We start from the raw sequence: 19,594 nt of genomic DNA on the forward strand, positions 1-19,594 counted from the left end.
GACATGCCGCAGGTGGATCCGGAGTTGTTCGATCGCGGCCAGTTCCAGGCCGAACTGGCATTGAAGGCAAGCCCCATCGCGGCTTTCAAGAAGGCGATTCGCCAGGCTCACGACGTGCTCGACGAGCGCTTTCGCAACGGCCGCGACATTCGTCGGCTGATCGAAGACCGTGCCTGGTTCGTCGACAACATCCTGGAACGGGCGTGGAACCAGTTCGACTGGAGCGAGGATGCCGACATCGCCCTGGTCGCCGTGGGCGGCTACGGTCGCGGCGAACTGCACCCCTACTCCGACATCGACCTGATGATCCTGCTCGAAAGCCCCGACTACGAGGTTTTTCGCGATTCGATCGAGCGTTTTCTCACCCTGCTGTGGGACATTGGCCTGGAAGTGGGCCAGAGCGTGCGCTCCATCGATGAGTGCGCCGAGCAGGCGCGTGCCGACATCACGGTCATCACCAACCTGATGGAAAGCCGCACCATCGCCGGGCCCGAGCGGCTGCGCAAGCGCATGCTCGAGGTCACCAGCACCGAGCGCATGTGGCCCAGCCGCGAGTTCTTCCTGGCCAAGCGCGCCGAACAGTCCGCCCGTCATCACAAGTACAACGACACCGAGTACAACCTGGAGCCCAACGTCAAGGGCTCCCCCGGCGGCCTGCGCGATATCCAGACCCTGCTGTGGGTGGCGCGCCGCCAGTTCGGCACGCTGAACCTGCATGCGCTGGCCGGTGAAGGCTTCCTGGTGGAAAGCGAAAACAACCTGCTGGCCTCTTCCCAGGAGTTCCTGTGGAAGGTGCGCTATGCCCTGCACATGCTCGCCGGGCGTGCCGAAGACCGCCTGCTGTTCGATCACCAGCGTTCCATCGCCGGCCTCCTGGGTTACAAGGACAGCGACGCGAAGCTGGCGATCGAGCGGTTCATGCAGAAGTACTACCGCGTGGTGATGAGCATCGCCGAGCTCAGCGACCTGATCATCCAGCATTTCGAGGAAGTGATTCTCGGCGACCCCGATGCCGGTTCCACGGTACCGATCAACTCGCGCTTCCAGCTGCATGATGGCTATATCGAGGCGACTCACACCCAGGTGTTCAAGCGCACTCCGTTCGCGATGCTGGAAATCTTCGTGCTGATGGCGCAGAACCCGGAGATCAAGGGCGTACGCGCGGACACCATCCGCCTGCTGCGTGAGCACCGCCACCTGATCGACGATACGTTCCGCAACGATATCCGCAACACCAGCCTGTTCATCGAGCTGTTCAAGTGCGAAGTGGGCATTCACCGCAATCTGCGTCGCATGAACCGCTACGGCATCCTCGGCCGCTACCTGCCCGAGTTCGGCCATATCGTCGGGCAGATGCAACACGACCTGTTCCACATCTATACGGTGGATGCGCACACGCTCAACCTGATCAAGCACCTGCGCAAGCTGCAGTACACCCAGGTCTCGGAGAAGTTTCCATTGGCCAGCAAGGTCATGGGCCGCCTGCCCAAGCCAGAGCTGATCTACCTGGCCGGGCTGTACCACGACATCGGCAAGGGGCGTAACGGCGACCACTCCGAGCTGGGTGCGGTGGATGCCGAGCACTTCTGCCAGCGTCACCAGTTGCCGGCCTGGGACAGTCGCCTCATCGTCTGGCTGGTGCAGAACCACCTGGTGATGTCGACCACCGCGCAGCGCAAGGACCTCTCCGACCCGCAGGTCATCCACGATTTCGCCCAGCAGGTCGGTGACGAAGTGCACCTGGATTACCTCTACGTGCTGACGGTGGCCGACATCAACGCGACCAACCCCAGCCTGTGGAATTCCTGGCGGGCCAGCCTGTTGCGCCAGCTTTATACCGAGACCAAGCGCGCGCTGCGTCGGGGTCTGGAAAACCCGCTGGACCGGGAGGAGCAGATTCGTCGCACGCAGAGCGCCGCCCTGGAGATACTGGTACGCGGCGGCACCGATCAGGACGACATCGAGCAGCTCTGGTCGCAGTTGGGCGACGACTATTTCCTGCGCCATAACGCCGGCGACGTGGCTTGGCATACGGACGCCATCCTCCAGCAGCCTGCCAATGGCGACCCGTTGGTGCTGATCAAGGAAACCACCCAGCGCGAATTCGAGGGCGGCACGCAGATCTTCATCTATGCGCCCGACCAGCACGACTTCTTCGCGGTGACGGTCGCGGCCATGGACCAGCTCAACCTGAACATCCACGACGCACGCATCATCACTTCCAGCAGCCAGTTCACCCTCGACACCTACATCGTGCTGGACAACGACGGCGGCTCGATCGGCAACGACCCGCGCCGCGTCGCGCAGATTCGCCAGGGCCTGAGCGATGCACTGCGCAATCCCGATGACTACCCCAACATCATCCATCGCCGCGTGCCGCGCCAGCTAAAGCATTTCGCCTTCCCGCCGCAGGTGACCATCCAGAACGATGCCCAGCGCCCGGTCACCATCCTGGAGTTGAGCGCGCCTGACAGGCCTGGCCTGCTGGCCCGCATCGGCAAGATCTTCCTTGAGTTCGATTTGTCGTTGCAGAACGCCAAGGTGTCCACACTGGGCGAACGCGTAGAGGACGTGTTCTTCATCACCGATGCGCACAATCTGCCCCTGTCCGACCCGCAGCTGTGCAGTCGGTTGCAGGCCACCATCGTCGACCAACTCAGTGTCAGCCAGGCGCCCGGCGTCGAGCTGTCCCGTTTGAGCATTTGATATGAACCATGCGTTGAACCAGCTGCAGCCCTACCCTTTCGAGAAGTTGCGTGCCTTGCTCAGTGGCGTCACCGCCGCTGCGGATAAGCGTGCGATCGCCCTGTCCATCGGCGAACCCAAGCACAGCTCGCCGGCCTTCGTGAAGCAGGCACTGGCCGACAATCTCGACCAGATGGCCGTGTACCCGACGACTCAGGGCATCCCGGCCCTGCGCGAAGCCATCGCGCAGTGGTGCGAGCGACGCTTCCAGGTCCCGGCGGGTTGGCTCGATCCGGCGCGCCACGTACTGCCGGTCAATGGCACCCGTGAGGCGCTGTTCGCCTTCACCCAGACCGTTGCCCAGCGCGACGTCGACGGGCTGGTGGTCAGCCCCAATCCGTTCTATCAGATCTACGAGGGCGCAGCCCTGCTGGCGGGCACCAAGCCGCACTACCTGCCCTGCCTGGACCAGAACGGCTTCAACCCGGATTTCGACGCGGTCCCGGCCGATGTCTGGCAGCGCTGCCAGATCCTGTTCCTGTGCTCGCCCGGCAACCCGACCGGCGCCCTGGTGCCGATGCCGACCTTGAAAAAACTCATCGCCCTGGCCGACGAATACGACTTCGTGATCGCTGCCGACGAGTGCTACAGCGAGCTGTACTTCGACGAAGACGCACCGCCGCCTGGTCTGCTGACGGCCTGTGCCGAGCTGGGTCGCAGCGATTTCAAGCGGTGCGTGGTGTTCCACAGCCTGTCCAAGCGCTCCAACCTGCCAGGCCTGCGTTCCGGATTCGTGGCGGGCGACGCGCAGATCCTCAAGGCGTTCCTGCTGTACCGCACCTACCATGGCTGCGCCATGCCCGTGCAAACCCAGTTGGCCAGCATTGCCGCCTGGCAGGACGAAGCCCACGTACTGGCCAACCGCGATCTGTACCGGGAAAAATTCGATGCCGTGCTGGACATCCTGACGCCGGTACTGGACGTCAAGCGCCCCGATGGCAGCTTCTACCTGTGGGCCAAGGTACCGATGGACGATGCCAAATTCTGCCGCGAGCTGTTCGAGCAGGAGCATGTCACGGTGGTGCCCGGATCCTACCTGTCCCGCGAAGTCGACGGGCTCAACCCGGGTGCCGGACGCGTACGCATGGCGCTGGTCGCACCGTTGAGCGAGTGTGTCGAAGCCGCCCAGCGCATTCGCCACTTTCTCGAGCGCCGATAACACATAGCTACGCTTTTGCCGGGCGTTTGATCGCCATCATCGGTGGCCCTTTTTCAGGAGCCATTGATGATGTGCGATCTACTGTTCTGCAAACCCCTTCCTGCCTTGGACGTCGCGGCTTCACGCCGCGTGGCCCTGGCCGAGCGCCCGACCAATGCGTTGAGCGCCTCTTCCTCCGGACGTTCAAAACGCGCTCTGGGCCAGTTCTCAAAATTCTGGGCACCTGGCCGCACGCTGACCGTCGGTTTTTTCAATGAAACCCCAGTCGAGCACCAGGCAGCCATCGAGAAGGTGGCGCGGCAATGGCTATGCTGCGCCAACCTGAAGTTCGATTTCGTCGACAGCCTGTTCGCCGATATCCGCATTTATACCGGTGGTGAAGACAACTACAGTCAAGTTGGCACCGATGCGCTGCTGGCCAGCCCGATGGATGCAACCATGGCCTTGGGCATCAAGCCGGATGATCCGCTGTTCGGGCGGACCGTGCTGCACGAGTTCGGCCACGTATTGGGACTGCTGCACGAGCATCAACACCCCAACGCGGATATTCCGTGGGACGTCCCCAAGCTGTATGCGTACTTCGCGGCCAAGGGCATCGACCAGCAGACCGTCGACATCAACCTGTTGGACAAGATCGACAAGGCGCTGGCCAAGGGCACGGCGTATGACCGCACTTCGATCATGCATTACTCGGTGCTGCAGGAGCAGACCGTGGGAGACTGGGAAGTGGGCATCAATCACACCTTGAGCCGCCGCGACCGCAAGTTCGTGCGGCGCATATACCCTGAGGTGGTCGCCTAGCGGGCGGGGCCGAGGTGGGCGTCGCTCATCTCGAAGCCGGCCAGTGTCTCATTCATCGCTCGGCCACTCATGAGACGCTGGCGAACCACCACAGGACGTACCACGTAACGCGGCAGGCACTCGAATTCGTGTTCTTCCCACGCCGGCTCGTGCGTGGTTCGCTGGAAATCGGGCCACTGCCCGATGGCCAGGAAAACCAACTGCGGTATGAGCGAAATCGCCAGCAAAGTGTTGAAGTCAACCAATCCCAGGCCACCGAGAGCCGAACCGATGATGACGGGTACCGCGCTACCGACGGCAGTCCACAGTTTGGATAATCTGCGCATGGGATAGAACCTCACGTAGTTACTGTATGCATATACAGTAACCCATGCTCAGCCGTATGAGCAATCCTTGATATTCGAACGGGAACACCAGTGATTCAACTCAGTGGACCCAGGTGCCATGCCACGGGCTCAGCGCCCGTGGCCGAGGTTGGCTTCGCTCATGTCCAGCTCGGCCAGCACCTCGCGCACGGCATCGTCGCCGATCCGCCGTTCACGGCGCATTTCATAGAGTGCCAGGCGCTGCGCGCGCAGTGCCTTGATCCGCAGGTGGCGTTCGAGTTGATCCATTTGCCGGGCCAGCGCCTGGGCCTCCGCGGAATCCTCGAACGCGTCCAGCTGCTGGCGGTACTCGGACATGATCCGCGCCCTGAGCTCGGTCGCCAAGGCCGCCTGACTGGCGTCCTGCTCGGTGGCTTTCTGCGTCGGATCTTCCTCTTCGAGCGAGCGAATGGCCGACTCGGCGGTGTGGCGCCAGGCATCCCGTATTTCCTGGCGAGCGCCCTGATCATCGCTGGTGGCCACGCCGCGCAGCAACAGCGGCAAGGCGATGCAGGCCACGACCAGCGACAGGAGGATGACACCGGCGGCGATGAAGATGAGCAGGTCTCGCTGAGGGAAGTCCTGACCGGGTGCCATCAACAGCGGCACCGACATGACGCCGGCCAGGGTTACCGCGCCGCGCACACCGCCCAGGGTCAGCAGCGCGCAGGAGCGGGCGTCTGGCAGCCGGGTGATAGTGGCCTTGCCGCGCAGGCGGCGTATCCACGTCATCGCGCGCCAAGTGCTCTGGACCCAGACGAAGCGCAGCGTAAGCAAGACGCCGAAGATCGCCAGCACCTCCAGACAGCGCCACGACAACGCAGGCCACAACGTCGGCTCGTGGCTCAGTACTGCCTTGACGATGTCCGGCAACTGCAAGCCGAGCAGGAGGAAGATCAAACCGTTGAAGGCAAACTCCAGCAGCGCCCACACGCTGCGGTTGAGGATGCGCGTGCGGGTCTGCCGGGGCAGCAGGTCCAGCCAGCTCTGCATCATGCCGGCAGCCACCGCGCTGAGGATGCCTGAAGCGCCCAGGCGTTCGGCCAGCACATACGCGGCGAAGGGCAACAGCAGCATGAACACCACATGGGTGGCCGGATCATCCCAGCCCCGCGCAATCATCCAGACACGCAGACGCCCCACCACCCAGCTCAGCAGCACGCCCAAAGCCAGGCCGCCGACCGCCACCAGGACGAACGTGACACTGGCGTCGGCCAGGGAGAACACGCCGGTGATCGCTGCCGCGAGGGCGAACTTGAAGGTCACCAGGCCCGAGGCATCGTTCATCAGCGCTTCGCCCTGAAGGATGCGCATCAGCGGGGTCGGCAAGCGGTCCTGGGCAATCGCCGACACCGCCACGGCGTCGGTCGGCGACAGTACCGCCGCCAGGGCGAAGGCCACCGGCAGCGGAATGTCGGGCAGCAGCCAGTGAATGAAGTACCCCGCCCCCAGTACCGTGAACAGCACCAGGCCCACCGCCAGCATCAGCACGGGGCCGCGGTAATGCCAGAGATCGCGCTTGGGAATGCGCCAACCATCGGAAAACAGCAGCGGCGGCAGAAACAGAAACAGGAACAGCTCAGGCTCCAGCGCAACGTGCAGGCCCAGGGTGGGCCAGGCGAGGATGGCCCCGGCGGCGATTTGCAGCAGTGGCAATGGCAAGGGAATGACGCGGGCGACCAACCGCGAAACGCCGACCAGCATCAACAGGATCAGCACGGTGTAGGCGGTTTGCATGGGGCAGGATTTCCTTTGAATCGACAGACAGTGGCCATGGTAACGGTTCACAGGCTGTCGGCGCATGCCCACGGAGCTGTCTGCCTTGCCTCAAGGGCGTGAACGATCTTTCATGCGTTCCACCACGCCCATCACCAGCACGAAGAACACCGGCACGAAGATGATTGCCAAGGTGGCGGTGAGCATGCCGCCTATCACCCCTGTACCGATTGCCTGCTGGCTGGCAGAGCTTGCTCCCGTCGCGAATACCAGCGGTACGACACCCAGGATGAACGCCAAAGAGGTCATGATGATCGGCCGCAGACGCAGACGCGCGGCATGGATGGCCGCCTCGACCCTGCCCATGCCTTGCTCATGCAGGCTCTTGGCAAATTCGATGATCAGAATTGCATTCTTGGCCGAGAGGCCAATGATAGTGATGAGCCCGACCTTGAAGAACACATCGTTCGGCATCCCACGCAAAGTTACGGCCAGCACGGCCCCGATGATGCCCAGCGGGACTACCAGCAATACAGCAGTGGGGATTGCCCAGCTTTCGTACAGCGCCGCCAGACAAAGAAAAACGACGATCATCGACAAGCCCAGCAACAGCGGCACCTGTCCGCCCGAGATTCGCTCTTGCAGCGATAGGCCGGTCCACTCCAGCGCGAATCCCTTTGGCAGACTCGAAGCCAGTCGCTCCATTTCTTCCATTGCCTGGCCGGTGCTATGGCCCGCCGAAGGCTCGCCGGACAGACTCACCGAAGGATAACCGTTGTACCGATTGAGCTGCGCCGGCCCCCTGGTCCAGTTCGCCTGGGCAAATGCCGATACGGGCACCATGCGACCTTGGTTGTTTTTGACTTCAAGACGCATCACGTCATCAATCTGCTGACGACGATCGCCCTCGCTTTGCACGATGACCTGTTGCATGCGCCCCAGGTTGGGAAAGTCGTTGACGTAGGCCGAACCGAGCGATGTGGACAACACGCTGGCAATGTCGGCGAAGGAGACGCCCATTGCGTTGGCTTGTTGGCGATCGATCTCGATGTCGATCTGCGGCGTTTCCGCCAATGACGCCTCGCGCACGCTTTGCAGCAATGGGCTGGACGAGGCCTTGCCCAAAAGCTCATCGCGCGCCTGTTGAAGAGCGGCATAGCCTTGCCCGCCCCGGTCTTGCAAACGCACCTCGAAACCGCCGGAAGTTCCCAACCCCTCTACCGGAGGCGGTAGCAGACTGAATGCAATGGCATCCTTGAGCCCGGAAAATACCGCACTGGCGCGATCGGCGATCGCTTGTGCCGAATCCTCTGCGGAGCGCTGCGACCAGTCCTTCAAGGTAGTGAACGCCAGGGCCGCATTCTGCCCGCTGCCGGAAAAACTGAAACCCAAGATCATTACCGTATTGGCAACACCCGATTCCTGGGCGTTGTGCGCCTCGACCTGTTTGGCTACGGCAATGGTCCGATTCTGGCTGGCGCCTGGCGGCAGCTGTATGTCGGTGATGGTGTACCCCTGATCCTCCATGGGCAAAAAGGATGAAGGCAAGCGACTGAACAACACGCCCAGAATCACGACCAACATCACGAACACCAGCATGTATCGCCCCACTCTACGTACTGCGCCGCGCACCCAGCCTTCATAGCGCTCGCTGGCGCGATCAAACTTGCGATTGAACCAGCCGAAGAACCCTTTCTTTTCATGGTGGTTTCCATCGGCAATGGGCTTGAGCAGCGTGGCGCACAGGGCGGGCGTGAGGCTCAGGGCCAGAAACGCCGAGAAGACGATGGCTACTGCCATGGAAATCGAGAACTGCTGGTAGATCACTCCAACCGACCCTGGCATGAAGGCCATCGGAATGAACACGGCGGTCAGCACCAGCGTGATACCAATGATTGCGCTGCTGATCTCGGTCATGGCCTTGCGGGTGGCGTCCTTGGGCGACAGCCCTTCCTGCGCCATGAGGCGTTCGACGTTTTCAACGACAACGATGGCATCGTCCACCAGAATGCCGATTGCCAGCACCATGCCGAATAAGGTCAGCACGTTGATGGAGAAGCCGAGCAGGAACATCACAGCAAAGGTGCCCATCAGTGCTACGGGTACGACCAGTGCAGGGATCAAGGTGTAACGAATGTTCTGCAAAAACACGAACATCACGATGAAGACCAGCGCCATCGCTTCGAGCAGGGTATGGATGACCTTGGTAATCGATATTTTCACGAACGGCGAGGTGTCGTAGGGTATGTCGTATTTGACGCCTGCCGGGAAAAACCGCGACAGCTCGTCGAGCTTGGCCCGCACCTGCGTGGCTGTATTCAAGGCGTTGCCGGCGGGCGCCAGCTGCACACCCACGGCCACGGATGCATTGCCATCCAGGCGCGTTCCGAAGTTGTAGCTCTGACTTCCGACTTCTACCCTGGCGACATCGCCCACGGTCACGTTGGAGCCGTTCGGGTTCGCCTTGAGCACGACGGCGGCGAATTCCTCCGGGGTGCCGAGCTGCCCTTTCACCATGACCGTCGCGGTCATCTCCTGGTCGGTCGAACTGGGCAGGTCACCAATGCTACCTGCCGACACCTGTACGTTCTGGTCGGCAATGGCCTGGCTGACTTCGCCGGGTGTCAGCTGAAACGCCACCAGTTTCTGCGGGTCCACCCAGACCCGCATGGCACGCTCGGAGCCAAACAGCTGAGCCTTGCCGACGCCATCCAGGCGTTTGATCTCGTTGATCACGTTGCGTGCCAGATAGTCGCTCAAGGCGATCTCGTCCAGGCGCCCGTCGATCGAGCTCAGTGTTGCGATCATCAGAAAGCCGGCGGACGTCTCTTCAATCTGCAGGCCCTGCTGAGTCACGGCCCGGGGTAGGCGCGGCTCAACGACTTTCAGCCGGTTTTGAACATCGACCTTGGCCAACTCCGGATCGGTGCCTGGCTGGAACGTGATGGTCAGGGTTGCCGTGCCCTGGCTGCTGCTGGAGCTGAAATACAGAAGATGATTGACCCCGTTGAGCTCTTGCTCGATCAGGCTTACCACGGTCTCGTCAATGGTTTGGGCGGACGCTCCCGGGTAGGTCGCAGTGAGCTCGATCTGCGGCGGGGCCACGCTCGGGTATTGCGCCACGGGCAGATTGGGGATGGCAATCAGTCCGGCCAGCACGATGAACAACGCGATGACCCAGGCGAACACCGGCCGGCCGATAAAAAACTGTGCCATCAGCGGTTTGCTCCAGAATCCGCAACATTGCCAGGCTCCTGGGCGGTCACAGCCATGCCAGGTTGAACATGTTGCAAGCCTTCGATAATCACTCGCTCGCCAGCGCTCAATCCGCGCTGCACGATCCAGCGATTGCCTCTGACGCCGTCGACCTCGACTTGACGCTCCTCGACCTGGCCTTGAGCATCGACGAGCAACACGATGGCCTTGCCTGCCGCATCACGCTGCACAGCTCGCTGCGGCACCGTGATGCCGTTCGCATCGTGGGCCTGATCCAGTTGCACGCGAATGAAGCTGCCGGGCAACAGCAGCTTTTGCGGATTGGGAAACTCGCTGCGCAAGGTGATCTGCCCCGTGCTTTGATCAACCGCCAGATCCGTGAACAGCAGGACGCCCTTGAGCGGGTAGGCGGTGCCATCCTCCTGAATGAGGGTGGCGCTTATCTGCGTCTTGGAAAGAGCTTGCAGCCGGCCGGTCTGTAGCGATTTTCGCAGCTGACTGATCTGCCGCGTGGACTGGTTGACGTCGGCGTAGATCGGTTCGAGTTGCTGAATCATGGCCAGCGCGGTGGTATCGCCCTGGCCCACCAAGGCGCCTTCGGTGACCAGAGCCTTGCCGATACGCCCGGAGATGGGTGCGGTGACTGTGGCGTAGCCCAGATCAAGGCGAGCCTTTTTCAAGGTCGCCCGCGCGGAGGCGACGTCGGCTTGAGACTGCAGAAAACCAGCCTTGGCGTTCTCGGCCTCCTGGCGGCTCACCGCGTCGATCTTGACCAGTTCTTCGTATCGCTCGGCTTGCAGGCGGGTCTGGTAAAGGTTCGCCTCGGCTTTCTTGACACCGGCTTGGGCGCTCTCGACTTCGGCTTGCAGCGGCGCCGGGTCGATAAGGAACAACACGTCGCCCTGCTTCACGTCACTGCCCTCGCGATAAACGCGCTTGAGGACGATGCCTGCAACCCTGGCACGAACTTCGGCCGTACGAGGAGAAACCAGACGCCCGTTCAGTTCGGTAGTGACCGTCAACGCTTGCGGCTTTACCAATTCCACGGTCACTTGAGGTGGCGATGCCTGTTCAGGCGCTGCTGGCTTGCCACAAGCTGCCAACAGCAGAAGGACCAAGCATGGAAGCAGTCGATGGAATCGAAGTTGACGTAGCAAAGACATGATGGCGTTCCCGGAAAGATCCGCCCATGCTAGCGACACTTGGCTGCGCAACTTGTAAAGAAGTGTTGGAAGTTGTTAAGGAGTGTCAAGAGAACGGACTGCTGCCGGTTTCGTTGGTTATGCTAGCGCTTTCAAACCAGGCTGAAACGAAATGACTGGAATCCTGCTCGTGGAGGACGACGAAGCGCTGGCCGAGCTGATCGCAAGCTATCTGCAACGGTTCGGCTATGACGTCAGCGTCGTTCATCGTGGCGATCAGGCCTTGGATGCCCTGCACAGGCACCGGCCTGATCTGGTCGTGCTGGACCTGATGATTCCGGGTCTGGATGGACTGCAAGTCTGCCGCCTGATCCGGCAGCACGATGCCGAACTGCCCATTATCATGCTGACCGCTCGACATGACAGCGACGACCAGATTCTGGGCTTGGAAACGGGTGCGGACGACTACGTGGCCAAACCCTGCGAGCCCCGTGTGCTGTTGGCGCGCATCCGCACCTTGTTGCGGCGCAGCGCCCATGGCGAACAGCCCAGTGAAGCCAAGCGAATCGTTCTGGGTCAACTGACCCTGGACCTGGCAGAGCGTCAGGTGCAATGGCGGTCACAACGGGTCGACCTGTCTTCCGGGGAATACAACCTGCTGGTGATCCTGGCTCGACACACGGGTGACGTCTTGAGCCGAGACCAATTGATTCACGAGCTCAGGGGCATCGAGTTCAATGGTATCGATCGATCGGTCGATGTAGCGATCTCGAAATTGCGCCGCAAGTTCGAAGAGAATCCAAGCGATCCCCAACGAATCAAGACCGTATGGGGAAAGGGCTACATGCTGAGTCGACGCGAGTGGGACGACTAACCCTGTGTCCATTGCGTTTCTCCGCCACTCGAGCACCATCGACCATGTTCAAGATGCTGACCCGGCTTTACCTGATCTTGCTTGTAACTTATGGGCTTGCGCTCTATGTCGTGCCCGAAGCGGTACTCAAGCTGTTCGACGAACGCAACTTCATCTACAACATGGAAGAAGCCCGAGGGCCACTGAAGCTTATCCAGCAACGCTTCCAGGCTGTTCCCGAAGCGACTTGGGGTGAAGTCGAACGGGCACTTCAACAGGATTTTGCGCCGTTGCAACTGCGCCTGATTGGCATCGATGATGTTCACCTGAGTGCCAAGGAGGTACAGGATCTGACCCAGGGGCGAAACGCGGTGCGGATGGGTTTCTACGGCGAACTGGGTATCGCATTGACGCCACTCTCCAAGCGCGTGGCGGTTGAGGTGGTCTGGCCGGACCCGCCCGTGGACATCAATGCGATGTATTGGCTGATGAACATTCTTATCGGTGCGGCACTGCTGGGTTGTCTGCTGATATGGGTGCGCCCGCACTGGCGAGATCTGCAGCGCTTCAAGCTCACCGCGATTCGACTGGGCCGCGGCGAGTTGGGCGCAAGAACGCAGATATCGCAGCGCTCCAACATCGGGGAACTGGCCCAGGTATTCGACAGAATGGCCGAGGACATAGAAGCGCTTCTGACTCAGCGGCAAGACCTGCTCAACGCGGTCTCCCATGAACTGCGCACCCCGCTGTCCAGGCTCGAGTTCGGCATGGCACTGATCCGCTCGGACGAACTGGCTCCCTCCACGCGCATCAGGCTGGATCAAATGATCGGTCATGTGCGAGAGCTCGACTCGCTGGTTGGCGAACTGTTGTCCTATACCCGACTGCAATCGCCTTACGAACGTGCCCATCTGGAGCCGGTGCATACCGCAGCGTTTCTGGACAGCGTGTTGATCGGTTTCATCGAAGAGCAGGAACGACGCGGCATTGATCTGCTCGTTGACACCACGCTGGCTCCGGACCTGTTCGGGTTCGATCCCAAGCTGACGGCTCGTGCCCTGCAGAACCTCGCCGGCAATGCCTTGCGGTACTGTCAGCATCAGGTTCGAGTATCGGCAATCACTACGCATGAACGCGGCTTGGTGATCCGCATCGAAGACGATGGCATCGGTATCCCGGCCGGTGAGCGCGTGCGAATCTTCGAACCTTTCTACCGGATGGATCGCAGCCGCGACCGCGCCACCGGTGGCTTTGGACTCGGGCTGGCCATCAGTCGGCGCGCCATTCAATGCCAGGGCGGCGACGTCACCGTCGATGCATCGCCACTGGGTGGCAGCCGCTTCGACATTCACCTGCCCCCTACCCCGCCACGCAAGCATGGCGCTGTCACAGTCGATGCCGCATAATTCCCCGATTCGTTTTCGGGAGGCAGTGGGGCGCATTCGTAGCCCCTCCTAGATCAATGACGCATATTCTCTACGGCATCAAAGCCTGCGACACGATGAAGAAGGCCCGCACCTGGCTCGACGAGCACCAGATCGAATACGCCTTCCATGACTACAAGACCGCTGGCATCGACCGCGAGCACCTGGCCCGCTGGTGCGACGAACACGGCTGGCAGGTGGTGCTGAACAAGGCCGGTACCACCTTCCGCAAGCTTGCCGACGAACAGAAGGCCGACATCGACCAGGCCCGGGCCATCGAGCTGATGCTCGCCCAGCCGTCGATGATCAAGCGCCCGGTGTTGCAGCTTGGCGACAAGACCGTGATCGGCTTCAAGCCCGACATCTACGCAGCGGCCCTTGCCTGACACGGGCCCGCACTCATTCTGCACGAGGTAATTCCATGTCCAATTCTCTGTTCAGCCTGGCCTTCGGCGTCGGCACGCAAAACCGTCAAGGCACCTGGCTGGAAGTGTTCTACGCCCAGCCCCTGACCAACCCATCCGCCGCGCTGGTCGATGCCATTGCACCCGTGTTGAACTACACCGGCGGCAACCAGGCCATCACCTTCAGTAACACCCAGGCTTCGCAACTGGCCGAGGCGCTCAAGCACGTCGACCCGGCCCAGGCTGCCCTGCTCACTCGCCTGGCCGAGAGCCACAAGCCGCTGGTCGCGACCCTGCTGGCCGAAGACGCCGCGCTGACCTCCACGCCCGAGGCGTACCTGAAGCTGCACCTGCTGTCGCACCGTCTGGCCCAGCCACACGGTCTGAACCTGGCCGGCATCTTCCCATTGCTGCCCAATGTCGCCTGGACCAGCCAGGGCGCGGTCGATCTGGCCGAACTGGGTGAGCGTCAGCTGGAAGCACGCCTGAAGGGCGAGTTGCTGGAAGTGTTCTCGGTGGACAAATTCCCGAAGATGACCGACTACGTCGTGCCGGCCGGTGTGCGCATCGCCGACAGCGCCCGTGTACGACTGGGCGCCTACATCGGCGAAGGCACCACCGTCATGCACGAGGGCTTCGTCAACTTCAACGCCGGCACCCAGGGCCCGGGCATGATCGAAGGCCGTGTTTCGGCCGGTGTGTTCGTCGGCAAGGGCTCGGACCTGGGCGGCGGCTGCTCGACCATGGGCACCCTGTCCGGTGGTGGCAACATCTTGATCAAGGTCGGTGAAGGCTGCCTGATCGGCGCCAATGCCGGTATCGGCATCCCGTTGGGCGACCGCAACACCGTCGAAGCCGGCCTGTACATCACGGCGGGCACCAAGGTGGCCCTGCTCGACGAGCAGAACCAACTGGTCAAGACCTTGAAAGCGCGCGACCTGGCGGGCCAGCCCGACCTGCTGTTCCGTCGCAATTCGGTCACCGGCGCCGTGGAGTGCAAGAGCCACAAGTCGGCCATCGAACTCAACGAAGCGCTGCACGCTCACAACTAAGTGGCGATATCGGGCCCGGCATCTCGGCCGGGCCTCTTGCCCGGGGTCTTCGACCATGTTCCACGCCTCCCCCTGGCGCTCTGACTTCCCAGCCATCGCCGCCTTGCAACACCAGCAGCAGACCTACCTGGACAGCGCTGCCACCACGCAGAAACCACACGCCCTGATCGACGCCATCGGCCAGTACTACGCCCAGGGTGCGGCCAACGTGCATCGCGCGCAGCACCTGCCTGGCTCCATGGCCACGCGTGCGTTCGAAGCCAGCCGTGAGAAGGTCGCGCAGTGGCTCAATGCAAGCAGTGCGGAGCAGATCGTTTTCACTCACGGCGCGACCAGTGCCCTGAACCTGCTGGCGTATGGCCTGGCCGAGCAGTTTCAGCCAGGCGATGAACTGGTGATAAGCGCCGCCGAGCACCACGCCAACCTGCTGCCCTGGCAGCAACTGGCCAAGCGTCGTGGCCTGTCGTTGCGGGTTCTGCCACTGCAAGCCAGCGGCGTGGTTGATCTGCAAGCGGCCGCACAGATCATCGGCCCACGTACTCGGGTATTGGCAGTGAGTCAGTTGTCCAATGTGTTCGGTGCGTGGCAACCGCTACCGGAGCTGCTGACGCTGGCTCGGGCCCAAGGCGCAATCACGGTGGTGGATGGCGCCCAGGGCGTGGTGCACGGACGCCATGATGTTGAACGCCTGCAGTGCGACTTCTATGTGTTTTCCAGCCACAAGCTGTACGGCCCGGACGGCGTCGGCGTGTTGTATGGGCGCCGCGAGGCGTTGCAGAAGCTCGCGCACTGGCAGTTCGGCGGCGAGATGGTGCACCAGGCCGACTACCAGAGCGCCAGCTTCCATCCCGCGCCCCTGGGCCATGAGGCAGGCACCCCGCCCATCGCCAGCGTCATCGGCCTGGGCGCGACTCTGGATTACCTGAGCGGCCTGGACGCGCAGGCGGTCGCCGAACACGAGGCAGCCCTGCATGCACAACTGCTGGCAGGGTTGCGCGCGCGCAGTGGCGTTCAACTGCTCGGCGCACCGCAGGTCGCGCTGGCCAGCTTTGTCGTTGAGGGCGTGCACAACGCCGACCTGGCGCACCTGCTGACCGATCAGGGCGTCGCCGTGCGGGCCGGACATCACTGCGCCATGCCGCTGATGAAGCACCTGGGTTTGTCGGGCGCCATTCGTGTGTCCCTTGGCCTGTACAACGACTCAGGGGATTTGCAGCGGTTTTTCGACGCGTTGGACAAGTCGCTGGAGATACTCGTATGACGATGAGTTCACAGGCGCAAGAAGCACTGAAGGTGTTCACCCAGGCCAACGGGTGGGAGCAACGCGCGCGGTTGCTGATGCAGTGGGGCGAACGCCTGGAACCGCTGAGCGACGAGCAGAAAGTGGAGGCCAATCGCGTGCACGGCTGTGAGAGCGTGGTGTGGCTGGTGGCCGAGCGGCAGGGCGAGCACTGGCACTTCAAGGCGGCCAGCGATGCCCGAATGATCCGCGGCTTGCTGGCGCTGCTGCTGGTGCGGGTTCAGGGGCTCGATTCCCAAGCGTTGCGTGAGTTGAATCTTAACGCCTGGTTCGAGCAACTGGGCCTGGGCCGCCAGCTGTCACCTTCGCGCAGCAATGGGCTGAATGCGGTGTTGAAGCGGATGAGCGAACTGGCGTGAACCTGTGCGTTGGGTGGGCACTCTTCGCGGGCAGAGGGCTCGCCGCCCGCCCCGCTCCCACAAAAGGCGCATGCCATGCTTGCCCTGTGGGAGCGGGCTCTGCCCGCGAAGAAGCCGCCGCGACGTTGCAGCTGCCCCTGCCCTCAGACTCCCGCCTTGACCCGATCCGCCGGCCGCCGCACTCCGGCGACGATCTTGTCGACCGCCTTGGTCGCCGCCACCATGCCGAAAGTCGCCGTCACCATCATCACTGCGCCAAAGCCCCCCGCGCAGTCCAGTTTCACCCCGTCACCGACGAAACTCTTCTGCAGACAAATGCTGCCATCGGGCTTGGGATAGCGCAGCTGCTCGGTGGAGAACACGCAGGGCACGCTGTAGTGACGGGTGACCGTGCGCGAAAAGCCATAGTCGCGACGCAGAGTCGAGCGCACCTTGGACGCCAGCGGATCGTTGAACGTCCGGTTCAGGTCGCACACTTGAATCAGGGTCGGATCGATCTGCCCGCCGGCGCCGCCGGTGGTGATGATCTGGATCTTGCGCCGCTTGCACCAGGCGATCAGCGCGGCCTTGGCATTCACGCTGTCGATGCAGTCGATCACGCAATCGATGTTCGGCGTGATGTATTCAGCCATGGTGTCGCGGGTGACGAAATCAGCCACCGCGTGCACGGTACAACCGGGGTTGATGCCACGCAGCCGCTCGGCCATCACCTCGACCTTGGGCTTGCCCACGGTGCTGTCGAGCGCATGCAACTGACGGTTGGCGTTGCTGACGCAGACATCGTCCAAATCGAACAGCGAGATTTCGCCCACCCCGGTGCGGGCAATCGCTTCCGCCGCCCAGGAGCCGACGCCGCCCACACCCACGATGGCCACGTGCGCATCACGCAGGCGCTGCATGCCCGCCAGGCCATACAGGCGGGTAATACCGGCGAAACGGGGATCTTCTGTACTCATGGGGCGGCACCTCAAAAAACCGGCGCGCAGTATACATCACAGCCTGATGCAGGAGCGGTCATGGGATGCGCCGCCCTTTTCGCGGACAAGGACCGCTCCTACGGACGAGGGAAACCGTTAATATAGCGCCTGACCGTCATTATCCGAGGTGAACCCCATGAGTTCGTCCACACCCCACACCGCCAAGCTCGATCGCATTCTGGCCGATGCCCAGCGCGAGCGCGAAAGCGGCTACCGCGACAAGGCCCTGCGCATGTACCCCCATGTGTGCGGCCGTTGCGCCCGCGAGTTCGCCGGCAAGCGCCTGAGCGAGCTGACCGTGCACCACCGCGACCACAACCACGACAACAACCCCCAGGACGGCTCCAACTGGGAATTGCTGTGCCTGTACTGCCACGACAACGAGCACTCGCGCTACACCGATCAGCAGTACTACGCCGAAGGCTCGACCAGCAGCCCGACCATCGCCAAGGCGACCCACAACCCCTTCGCGGCTCTGGCCGGATTGATGAAAAAAGACTGAGCGAGCACGTGGCCAACAAACGGTACAGCTGCATCGGGTTGTTCAACCCCAAATCCCCGGAAAACGTCGGCTCGGTGATGCGCGCCGCCGGTTGCTACGGGGTCAATTCGGTGTTCTACACCGGCAAGCGCTACGAGCGTGCGCGGGATTTCGTCACCGACACCAAGCGGGTTCACTACGACATCCCGCTCATCGGCATCGACGACCTGCAGAAGATCATCCCCCTGGGCTGCACGCCCGTGGCCGTGGAACTGGTCGACGGCGCACGCCCGCTGCCCGAGTACACCCATCCGGACCGTGCCATCTACATTTTCGGCCCCGAAGACGGCAGCCTCGACCAGAGCGTGCGCGACTGGTGCGAAGACACCATCTACATCCCCACCACCGGCTGCATGAACCTGGCGGCTACGGTCAACGTCGTGCTTTACGATCGACTGGCCAAGGGCAACAACACGCGCTCCGGGCCCAAATTCAAATAAGCCGATGGAACAGCGTGACGATTTGGCAGTCAGCTTGTTATCACTGCCCTATCAGGAGATTCACCATGAGCGACAGCAAAACCGTGGACGTCATCAAATCCGTTACTCAGCCCGACTACCATAACGTCAAGGGTTGGGAACGCGCCGGCTCGCTGCTGGTGGGCGTCGTCACGATCGGCAAGGGTCTGCGCCGCGGCGGGATCTTCGGCCTGATCCAGGTGGCCATCGGCGGCGCTGCCCTGGCACGCGGTTGGAGCGGTCACTGCGCGGCCAAGTCGCTGGCCGAAAAAGGTCGCAGCGATCTGGAAGAGATTCGCAGCAAGATCGAGCGCGCTGGCGAAGACCTGCTGAATCTGAAGAAGAATGCCGATTCGGCCACCGACACGGCGACCGTGACCGGTGAAGACCCTGCCGTGACCCCCAAGGTCTAAGCGTTCGGCATCAGGCGCATCCCTGCACGCTGCGGGGATGCGCTCCACACGTGTAGATCGACCCTCGCCAAACGAGCTTCGTGCTCGATCAGCCCGCCCGAAAGATCAGATAGTCTTCCCAGTCGTCTTCATCGACATCCTTCTCGCTGACCATCTTTCCAGACTGCGAAATACGCTGTTTGTGCACCTGTTCGCGATCACCGCAGACCAGATGATGCCACAGCGGCAAATCCTGCCCCTGGCTGACCAGGCGGTAGCCGCAGGTGGGCGGAAGCCACTTGAACTGGTCGGCCTGGCCCGGCGTCAGCTGGATGCAGTCAGGCACTTCGAGCTTGCGCCGTGGGTAATCGCTGCACTGGCAGGTCTTGAGGTCCAGCATCTTGCACGCCACGCGTGTGTAGTAGACGCTCTCGTCATCTTCGTCCTCAAGCTTCTGCAGACAGCACAGGCCGCACCCGTCGCACAGCGACTCCCACTCGACCGGATCGAGTTGGTCGAGCGTCTTGCGCTTCCAGAAGGGTTCGACGATGGCGGCCATGTTACCGAGTGTCCTGTACGAAATTGACGGTTCAGGCATAGGCGGTACCCGAAAGGGCCGCCAGTCTAGTGCGCTGCGGCGCGCGGGCCAAGCCTTGGCGACTGCCGGTCAAGCTTCACTTGTCAGGCGCG

Annotated in this window: 18 protein-coding genes; 12 read left to right on the forward strand and 6 right to left on the reverse strand. The window is 62.2% G+C overall.

Annotated features, from left to right (window positions below; genetic code table 11):
• Positions 1 to 3: 3 nt before the first annotated feature.
• From BLV18_RS15610 to BLV18_RS15620, 3 genes are all read left to right on the forward strand, one after another.
• On the forward strand, positions 4 to 2,706 hold the full coding sequence (locus tag BLV18_RS15610; protein WP_056843854.1) for a [protein-PII] uridylyltransferase: 2,703 nt from the start codon (positions 4 to 6) through the stop codon (positions 2,704 to 2,706).
• A 1-nt stretch (position 2,707) separates the two neighbouring features.
• The gene (gene dapC / locus BLV18_RS15615; RefSeq protein WP_090359770.1) at positions 2,708 to 3,904 is read left to right on the forward strand and encodes a succinyldiaminopimelate transaminase; all 1,197 of its coding nucleotides are present in this window, start codon (positions 2,708 to 2,710) and stop codon (positions 3,902 to 3,904) included.
• A gap of 66 nt (positions 3,905 to 3,970) precedes the next feature.
• A complete protein-coding gene (locus BLV18_RS15620) occupies positions 3,971 to 4,705 on the forward strand; it encodes a M12 family metallopeptidase (RefSeq protein ID WP_090359772.1) in 735 nt (244 codons plus the stop codon).
• Here the strand turns inward: BLV18_RS15620 and BLV18_RS15625 are convergent.
• The 4 genes from BLV18_RS15625 to BLV18_RS15640 form a co-directional block, all read right to left on the reverse strand.
• The gene (locus BLV18_RS15625; protein ID WP_090359775.1) at positions 4,702 to 5,031 is read right to left on the reverse strand and encodes a hypothetical protein; all 330 of its coding nucleotides are present in this window, start codon (positions 5,029 to 5,031) and stop codon (positions 4,702 to 4,704) included. The genes BLV18_RS15620 and BLV18_RS15625 overlap by 4 nt on opposite strands.
• Before the next feature lie 129 nt (positions 5,032 to 5,160).
• Positions 5,161 to 6,807 (reverse strand): Na+/H+ antiporter, encoded by a 1,647-nt coding sequence (locus BLV18_RS15630; RefSeq protein WP_090359777.1) that lies wholly within the window; start codon positions 6,805 to 6,807, stop codon positions 5,161 to 5,163.
• Between the two features lie 90 nt (positions 6,808 to 6,897).
• Complete coding sequence (locus tag BLV18_RS15635; RefSeq protein ID WP_090359780.1) at positions 6,898 to 10,002, reverse strand: multidrug efflux RND transporter permease subunit; 3,105 nt, start codon at positions 10,000 to 10,002, stop codon at positions 6,898 to 6,900.
• Positions 10,002 to 11,165 carry an efflux RND transporter periplasmic adaptor subunit gene (locus BLV18_RS15640; RefSeq protein ID WP_090359783.1) on the reverse strand — a complete coding sequence of 388 codons (1,164 nt, stop codon included), beginning with the start codon at positions 11,163 to 11,165 and terminating at the stop codon, positions 10,002 to 10,004. The genes BLV18_RS15635 and BLV18_RS15640 overlap by 1 nt, the downstream gene beginning before the upstream one ends.
• Positions 11,166 to 11,316: 151 nt before the next feature.
• Here BLV18_RS15640 and BLV18_RS15645 point away from each other — a divergent pair, with 151 nt between their 5' ends.
• The 6 genes from BLV18_RS15645 to BLV18_RS15670 are packed head-to-tail and all read left to right on the forward strand — an operon-like array spanning position 11,317 to position 16,536.
• Entirely contained in the window at positions 11,317 to 12,018 is a 702-nt protein-coding gene (locus tag BLV18_RS15645; protein ID WP_090359787.1) for a response regulator, read from the forward strand.
• A 44-nt stretch (positions 12,019 to 12,062) separates the two neighbouring features.
• Complete coding sequence (locus tag BLV18_RS15650) at positions 12,063 to 13,403, forward strand: ATP-binding protein (RefSeq protein WP_090359789.1); 1,341 nt, start codon at positions 12,063 to 12,065, stop codon at positions 13,401 to 13,403.
• A gap of 56 nt (positions 13,404 to 13,459) precedes the next feature.
• Positions 13,460 to 13,807 carry an ArsC family reductase gene (locus BLV18_RS15655; protein WP_090359792.1) on the forward strand — a complete coding sequence of 116 codons (348 nt, stop codon included), beginning with the start codon at positions 13,460 to 13,462 and terminating at the stop codon, positions 13,805 to 13,807.
• A gap of 35 nt (positions 13,808 to 13,842) precedes the next feature.
• On the forward strand, positions 13,843 to 14,877 hold the full coding sequence (dapD, locus tag BLV18_RS15660; RefSeq protein WP_090359794.1) for a 2,3,4,5-tetrahydropyridine-2,6-dicarboxylate N-succinyltransferase: 1,035 nt from the start codon (positions 13,843 to 13,845) through the stop codon (positions 14,875 to 14,877).
• Positions 14,878 to 14,932: 55 nt separating this feature from the next.
• On the forward strand, positions 14,933 to 16,138 hold the full coding sequence (locus BLV18_RS15665) for an aminotransferase class V-fold PLP-dependent enzyme (RefSeq protein WP_090359797.1): 1,206 nt from the start codon (positions 14,933 to 14,935) through the stop codon (positions 16,136 to 16,138).
• Entirely contained in the window at positions 16,135 to 16,536 is a 402-nt protein-coding gene (locus BLV18_RS15670; RefSeq protein WP_090359801.1) for a SufE family protein, read from the forward strand. The genes BLV18_RS15665 and BLV18_RS15670 overlap by 4 nt, the downstream gene beginning before the upstream one ends.
• A gap of 143 nt (positions 16,537 to 16,679) precedes the next feature.
• On the opposite strand, the gene tcdA is transcribed toward BLV18_RS15670, so the two are convergent.
• Positions 16,680 to 17,492, reverse strand: a complete 813-nt coding sequence (gene tcdA / locus BLV18_RS15675) for a tRNA cyclic N6-threonylcarbamoyladenosine(37) synthase TcdA (protein WP_090359804.1) — start codon at positions 17,490 to 17,492, stop codon at positions 16,680 to 16,682.
• Positions 17,493 to 17,649: 157 nt separating this feature from the next.
• On the opposite strand from tcdA, the gene BLV18_RS15680 reads away from it, so the two are divergent.
• The 3 genes from BLV18_RS15680 (at position 17,650) to BLV18_RS15690 (ending at position 18,925) form a co-directional block, all read left to right on the forward strand.
• Positions 17,650 to 18,015 carry a YajD family HNH nuclease gene (locus BLV18_RS15680; RefSeq protein ID WP_043185061.1) on the forward strand — a complete coding sequence of 122 codons (366 nt, stop codon included), beginning with the start codon at positions 17,650 to 17,652 and terminating at the stop codon, positions 18,013 to 18,015.
• 8 nt (positions 18,016 to 18,023) lie between these two features.
• Positions 18,024 to 18,494 (forward strand): RNA methyltransferase, encoded by a 471-nt coding sequence (locus BLV18_RS15685; RefSeq protein ID WP_049862310.1) that lies wholly within the window; start codon positions 18,024 to 18,026, stop codon positions 18,492 to 18,494.
• Positions 18,495 to 18,559: 65 nt separating this feature from the next.
• A complete protein-coding gene (locus tag BLV18_RS15690) occupies positions 18,560 to 18,925 on the forward strand; it encodes a YgaP family membrane protein (protein WP_049862311.1) in 366 nt (121 codons plus the stop codon).
• Positions 18,926 to 19,013: 88 nt separating this feature from the next.
• On the opposite strand, the gene BLV18_RS15695 is transcribed toward BLV18_RS15690, so the two are convergent.
• Positions 19,014 to 19,463: a YcgN family cysteine cluster protein gene (locus BLV18_RS15695; protein ID WP_090359807.1), complete on the reverse strand. Its 450-nt coding sequence runs from the start codon at positions 19,461 to 19,463 to the stop codon at positions 19,014 to 19,016.
• Between the last annotated feature and the right edge of the window lie 131 nt (positions 19,464 to 19,594).

The sequence above is a fragment of the Pseudomonas coleopterorum genome (assembly GCF_900105555.1).
GTDB lineage: Bacteria > Pseudomonadota > Gammaproteobacteria > Pseudomonadales > Pseudomonadaceae > Aquipseudomonas > Aquipseudomonas coleopterorum.

Coding starts and splice junctions, on each gene's coding strand:
- BLV18_RS15645 (WP_090359787.1), top strand. CDS start 11,317: ATGACTGGAATCCTGCTCGTGGAGGACGACGAAGCGCTGGCCGAGCTG.
- BLV18_RS15625 (WP_090359775.1), bottom strand. CDS start 5,031: ATGCGCAGATTATCCAAACTGTGGACTGCCGTCGGTAGCGCGGTACCC.
- BLV18_RS15630 (WP_090359777.1), bottom strand. CDS start 6,807: ATGCAAACCGCCTACACCGTGCTGATCCTGTTGATGCTGGTCGGCGTT.
- BLV18_RS15690 (WP_049862311.1), top strand. CDS start 18,560: ATGAGCGACAGCAAAACCGTGGACGTCATCAAATCCGTTACTCAGCCC.
- BLV18_RS15665 (WP_090359797.1), top strand. CDS start 14,933: ATGTTCCACGCCTCCCCCTGGCGCTCTGACTTCCCAGCCATCGCCGCC.
- BLV18_RS15640 (WP_090359783.1), bottom strand. CDS start 11,165: ATGTCTTTGCTACGTCAACTTCGATTCCATCGACTGCTTCCATGCTTG.
- BLV18_RS15635 (WP_090359780.1), bottom strand. CDS start 10,002: ATGGCACAGTTTTTTATCGGCCGGCCGGTGTTCGCCTGGGTCATCGCG.
- BLV18_RS15695 (WP_090359807.1), bottom strand. CDS start 19,463: ATGGCCGCCATCGTCGAACCCTTCTGGAAGCGCAAGACGCTCGACCAA.
- tcdA (WP_090359804.1), bottom strand. CDS start 17,492: ATGAGTACAGAAGATCCCCGTTTCGCCGGTATTACCCGCCTGTATGGC.
- BLV18_RS15650 (WP_090359789.1), top strand. CDS start 12,063: ATGTTCAAGATGCTGACCCGGCTTTACCTGATCTTGCTTGTAACTTAT.
- BLV18_RS15680 (WP_043185061.1), top strand. CDS start 17,650: ATGAGTTCGTCCACACCCCACACCGCCAAGCTCGATCGCATTCTGGCC.
- dapC (WP_090359770.1), top strand. CDS start 2,708: ATGAACCATGCGTTGAACCAGCTGCAGCCCTACCCTTTCGAGAAGTTG.
- BLV18_RS15670 (WP_090359801.1), top strand. CDS start 16,135: ATGACGATGAGTTCACAGGCGCAAGAAGCACTGAAGGTGTTCACCCAG.
- BLV18_RS15610 (WP_056843854.1), top strand. CDS start 4: ATGCCGCAGGTGGATCCGGAGTTGTTCGATCGCGGCCAGTTCCAGGCC.
- BLV18_RS15620 (WP_090359772.1), top strand. CDS start 3,971: ATGATGTGCGATCTACTGTTCTGCAAACCCCTTCCTGCCTTGGACGTC.
- dapD (WP_090359794.1), top strand. CDS start 13,843: ATGTCCAATTCTCTGTTCAGCCTGGCCTTCGGCGTCGGCACGCAAAAC.
- BLV18_RS15655 (WP_090359792.1), top strand. CDS start 13,460: ATGACGCATATTCTCTACGGCATCAAAGCCTGCGACACGATGAAGAAG.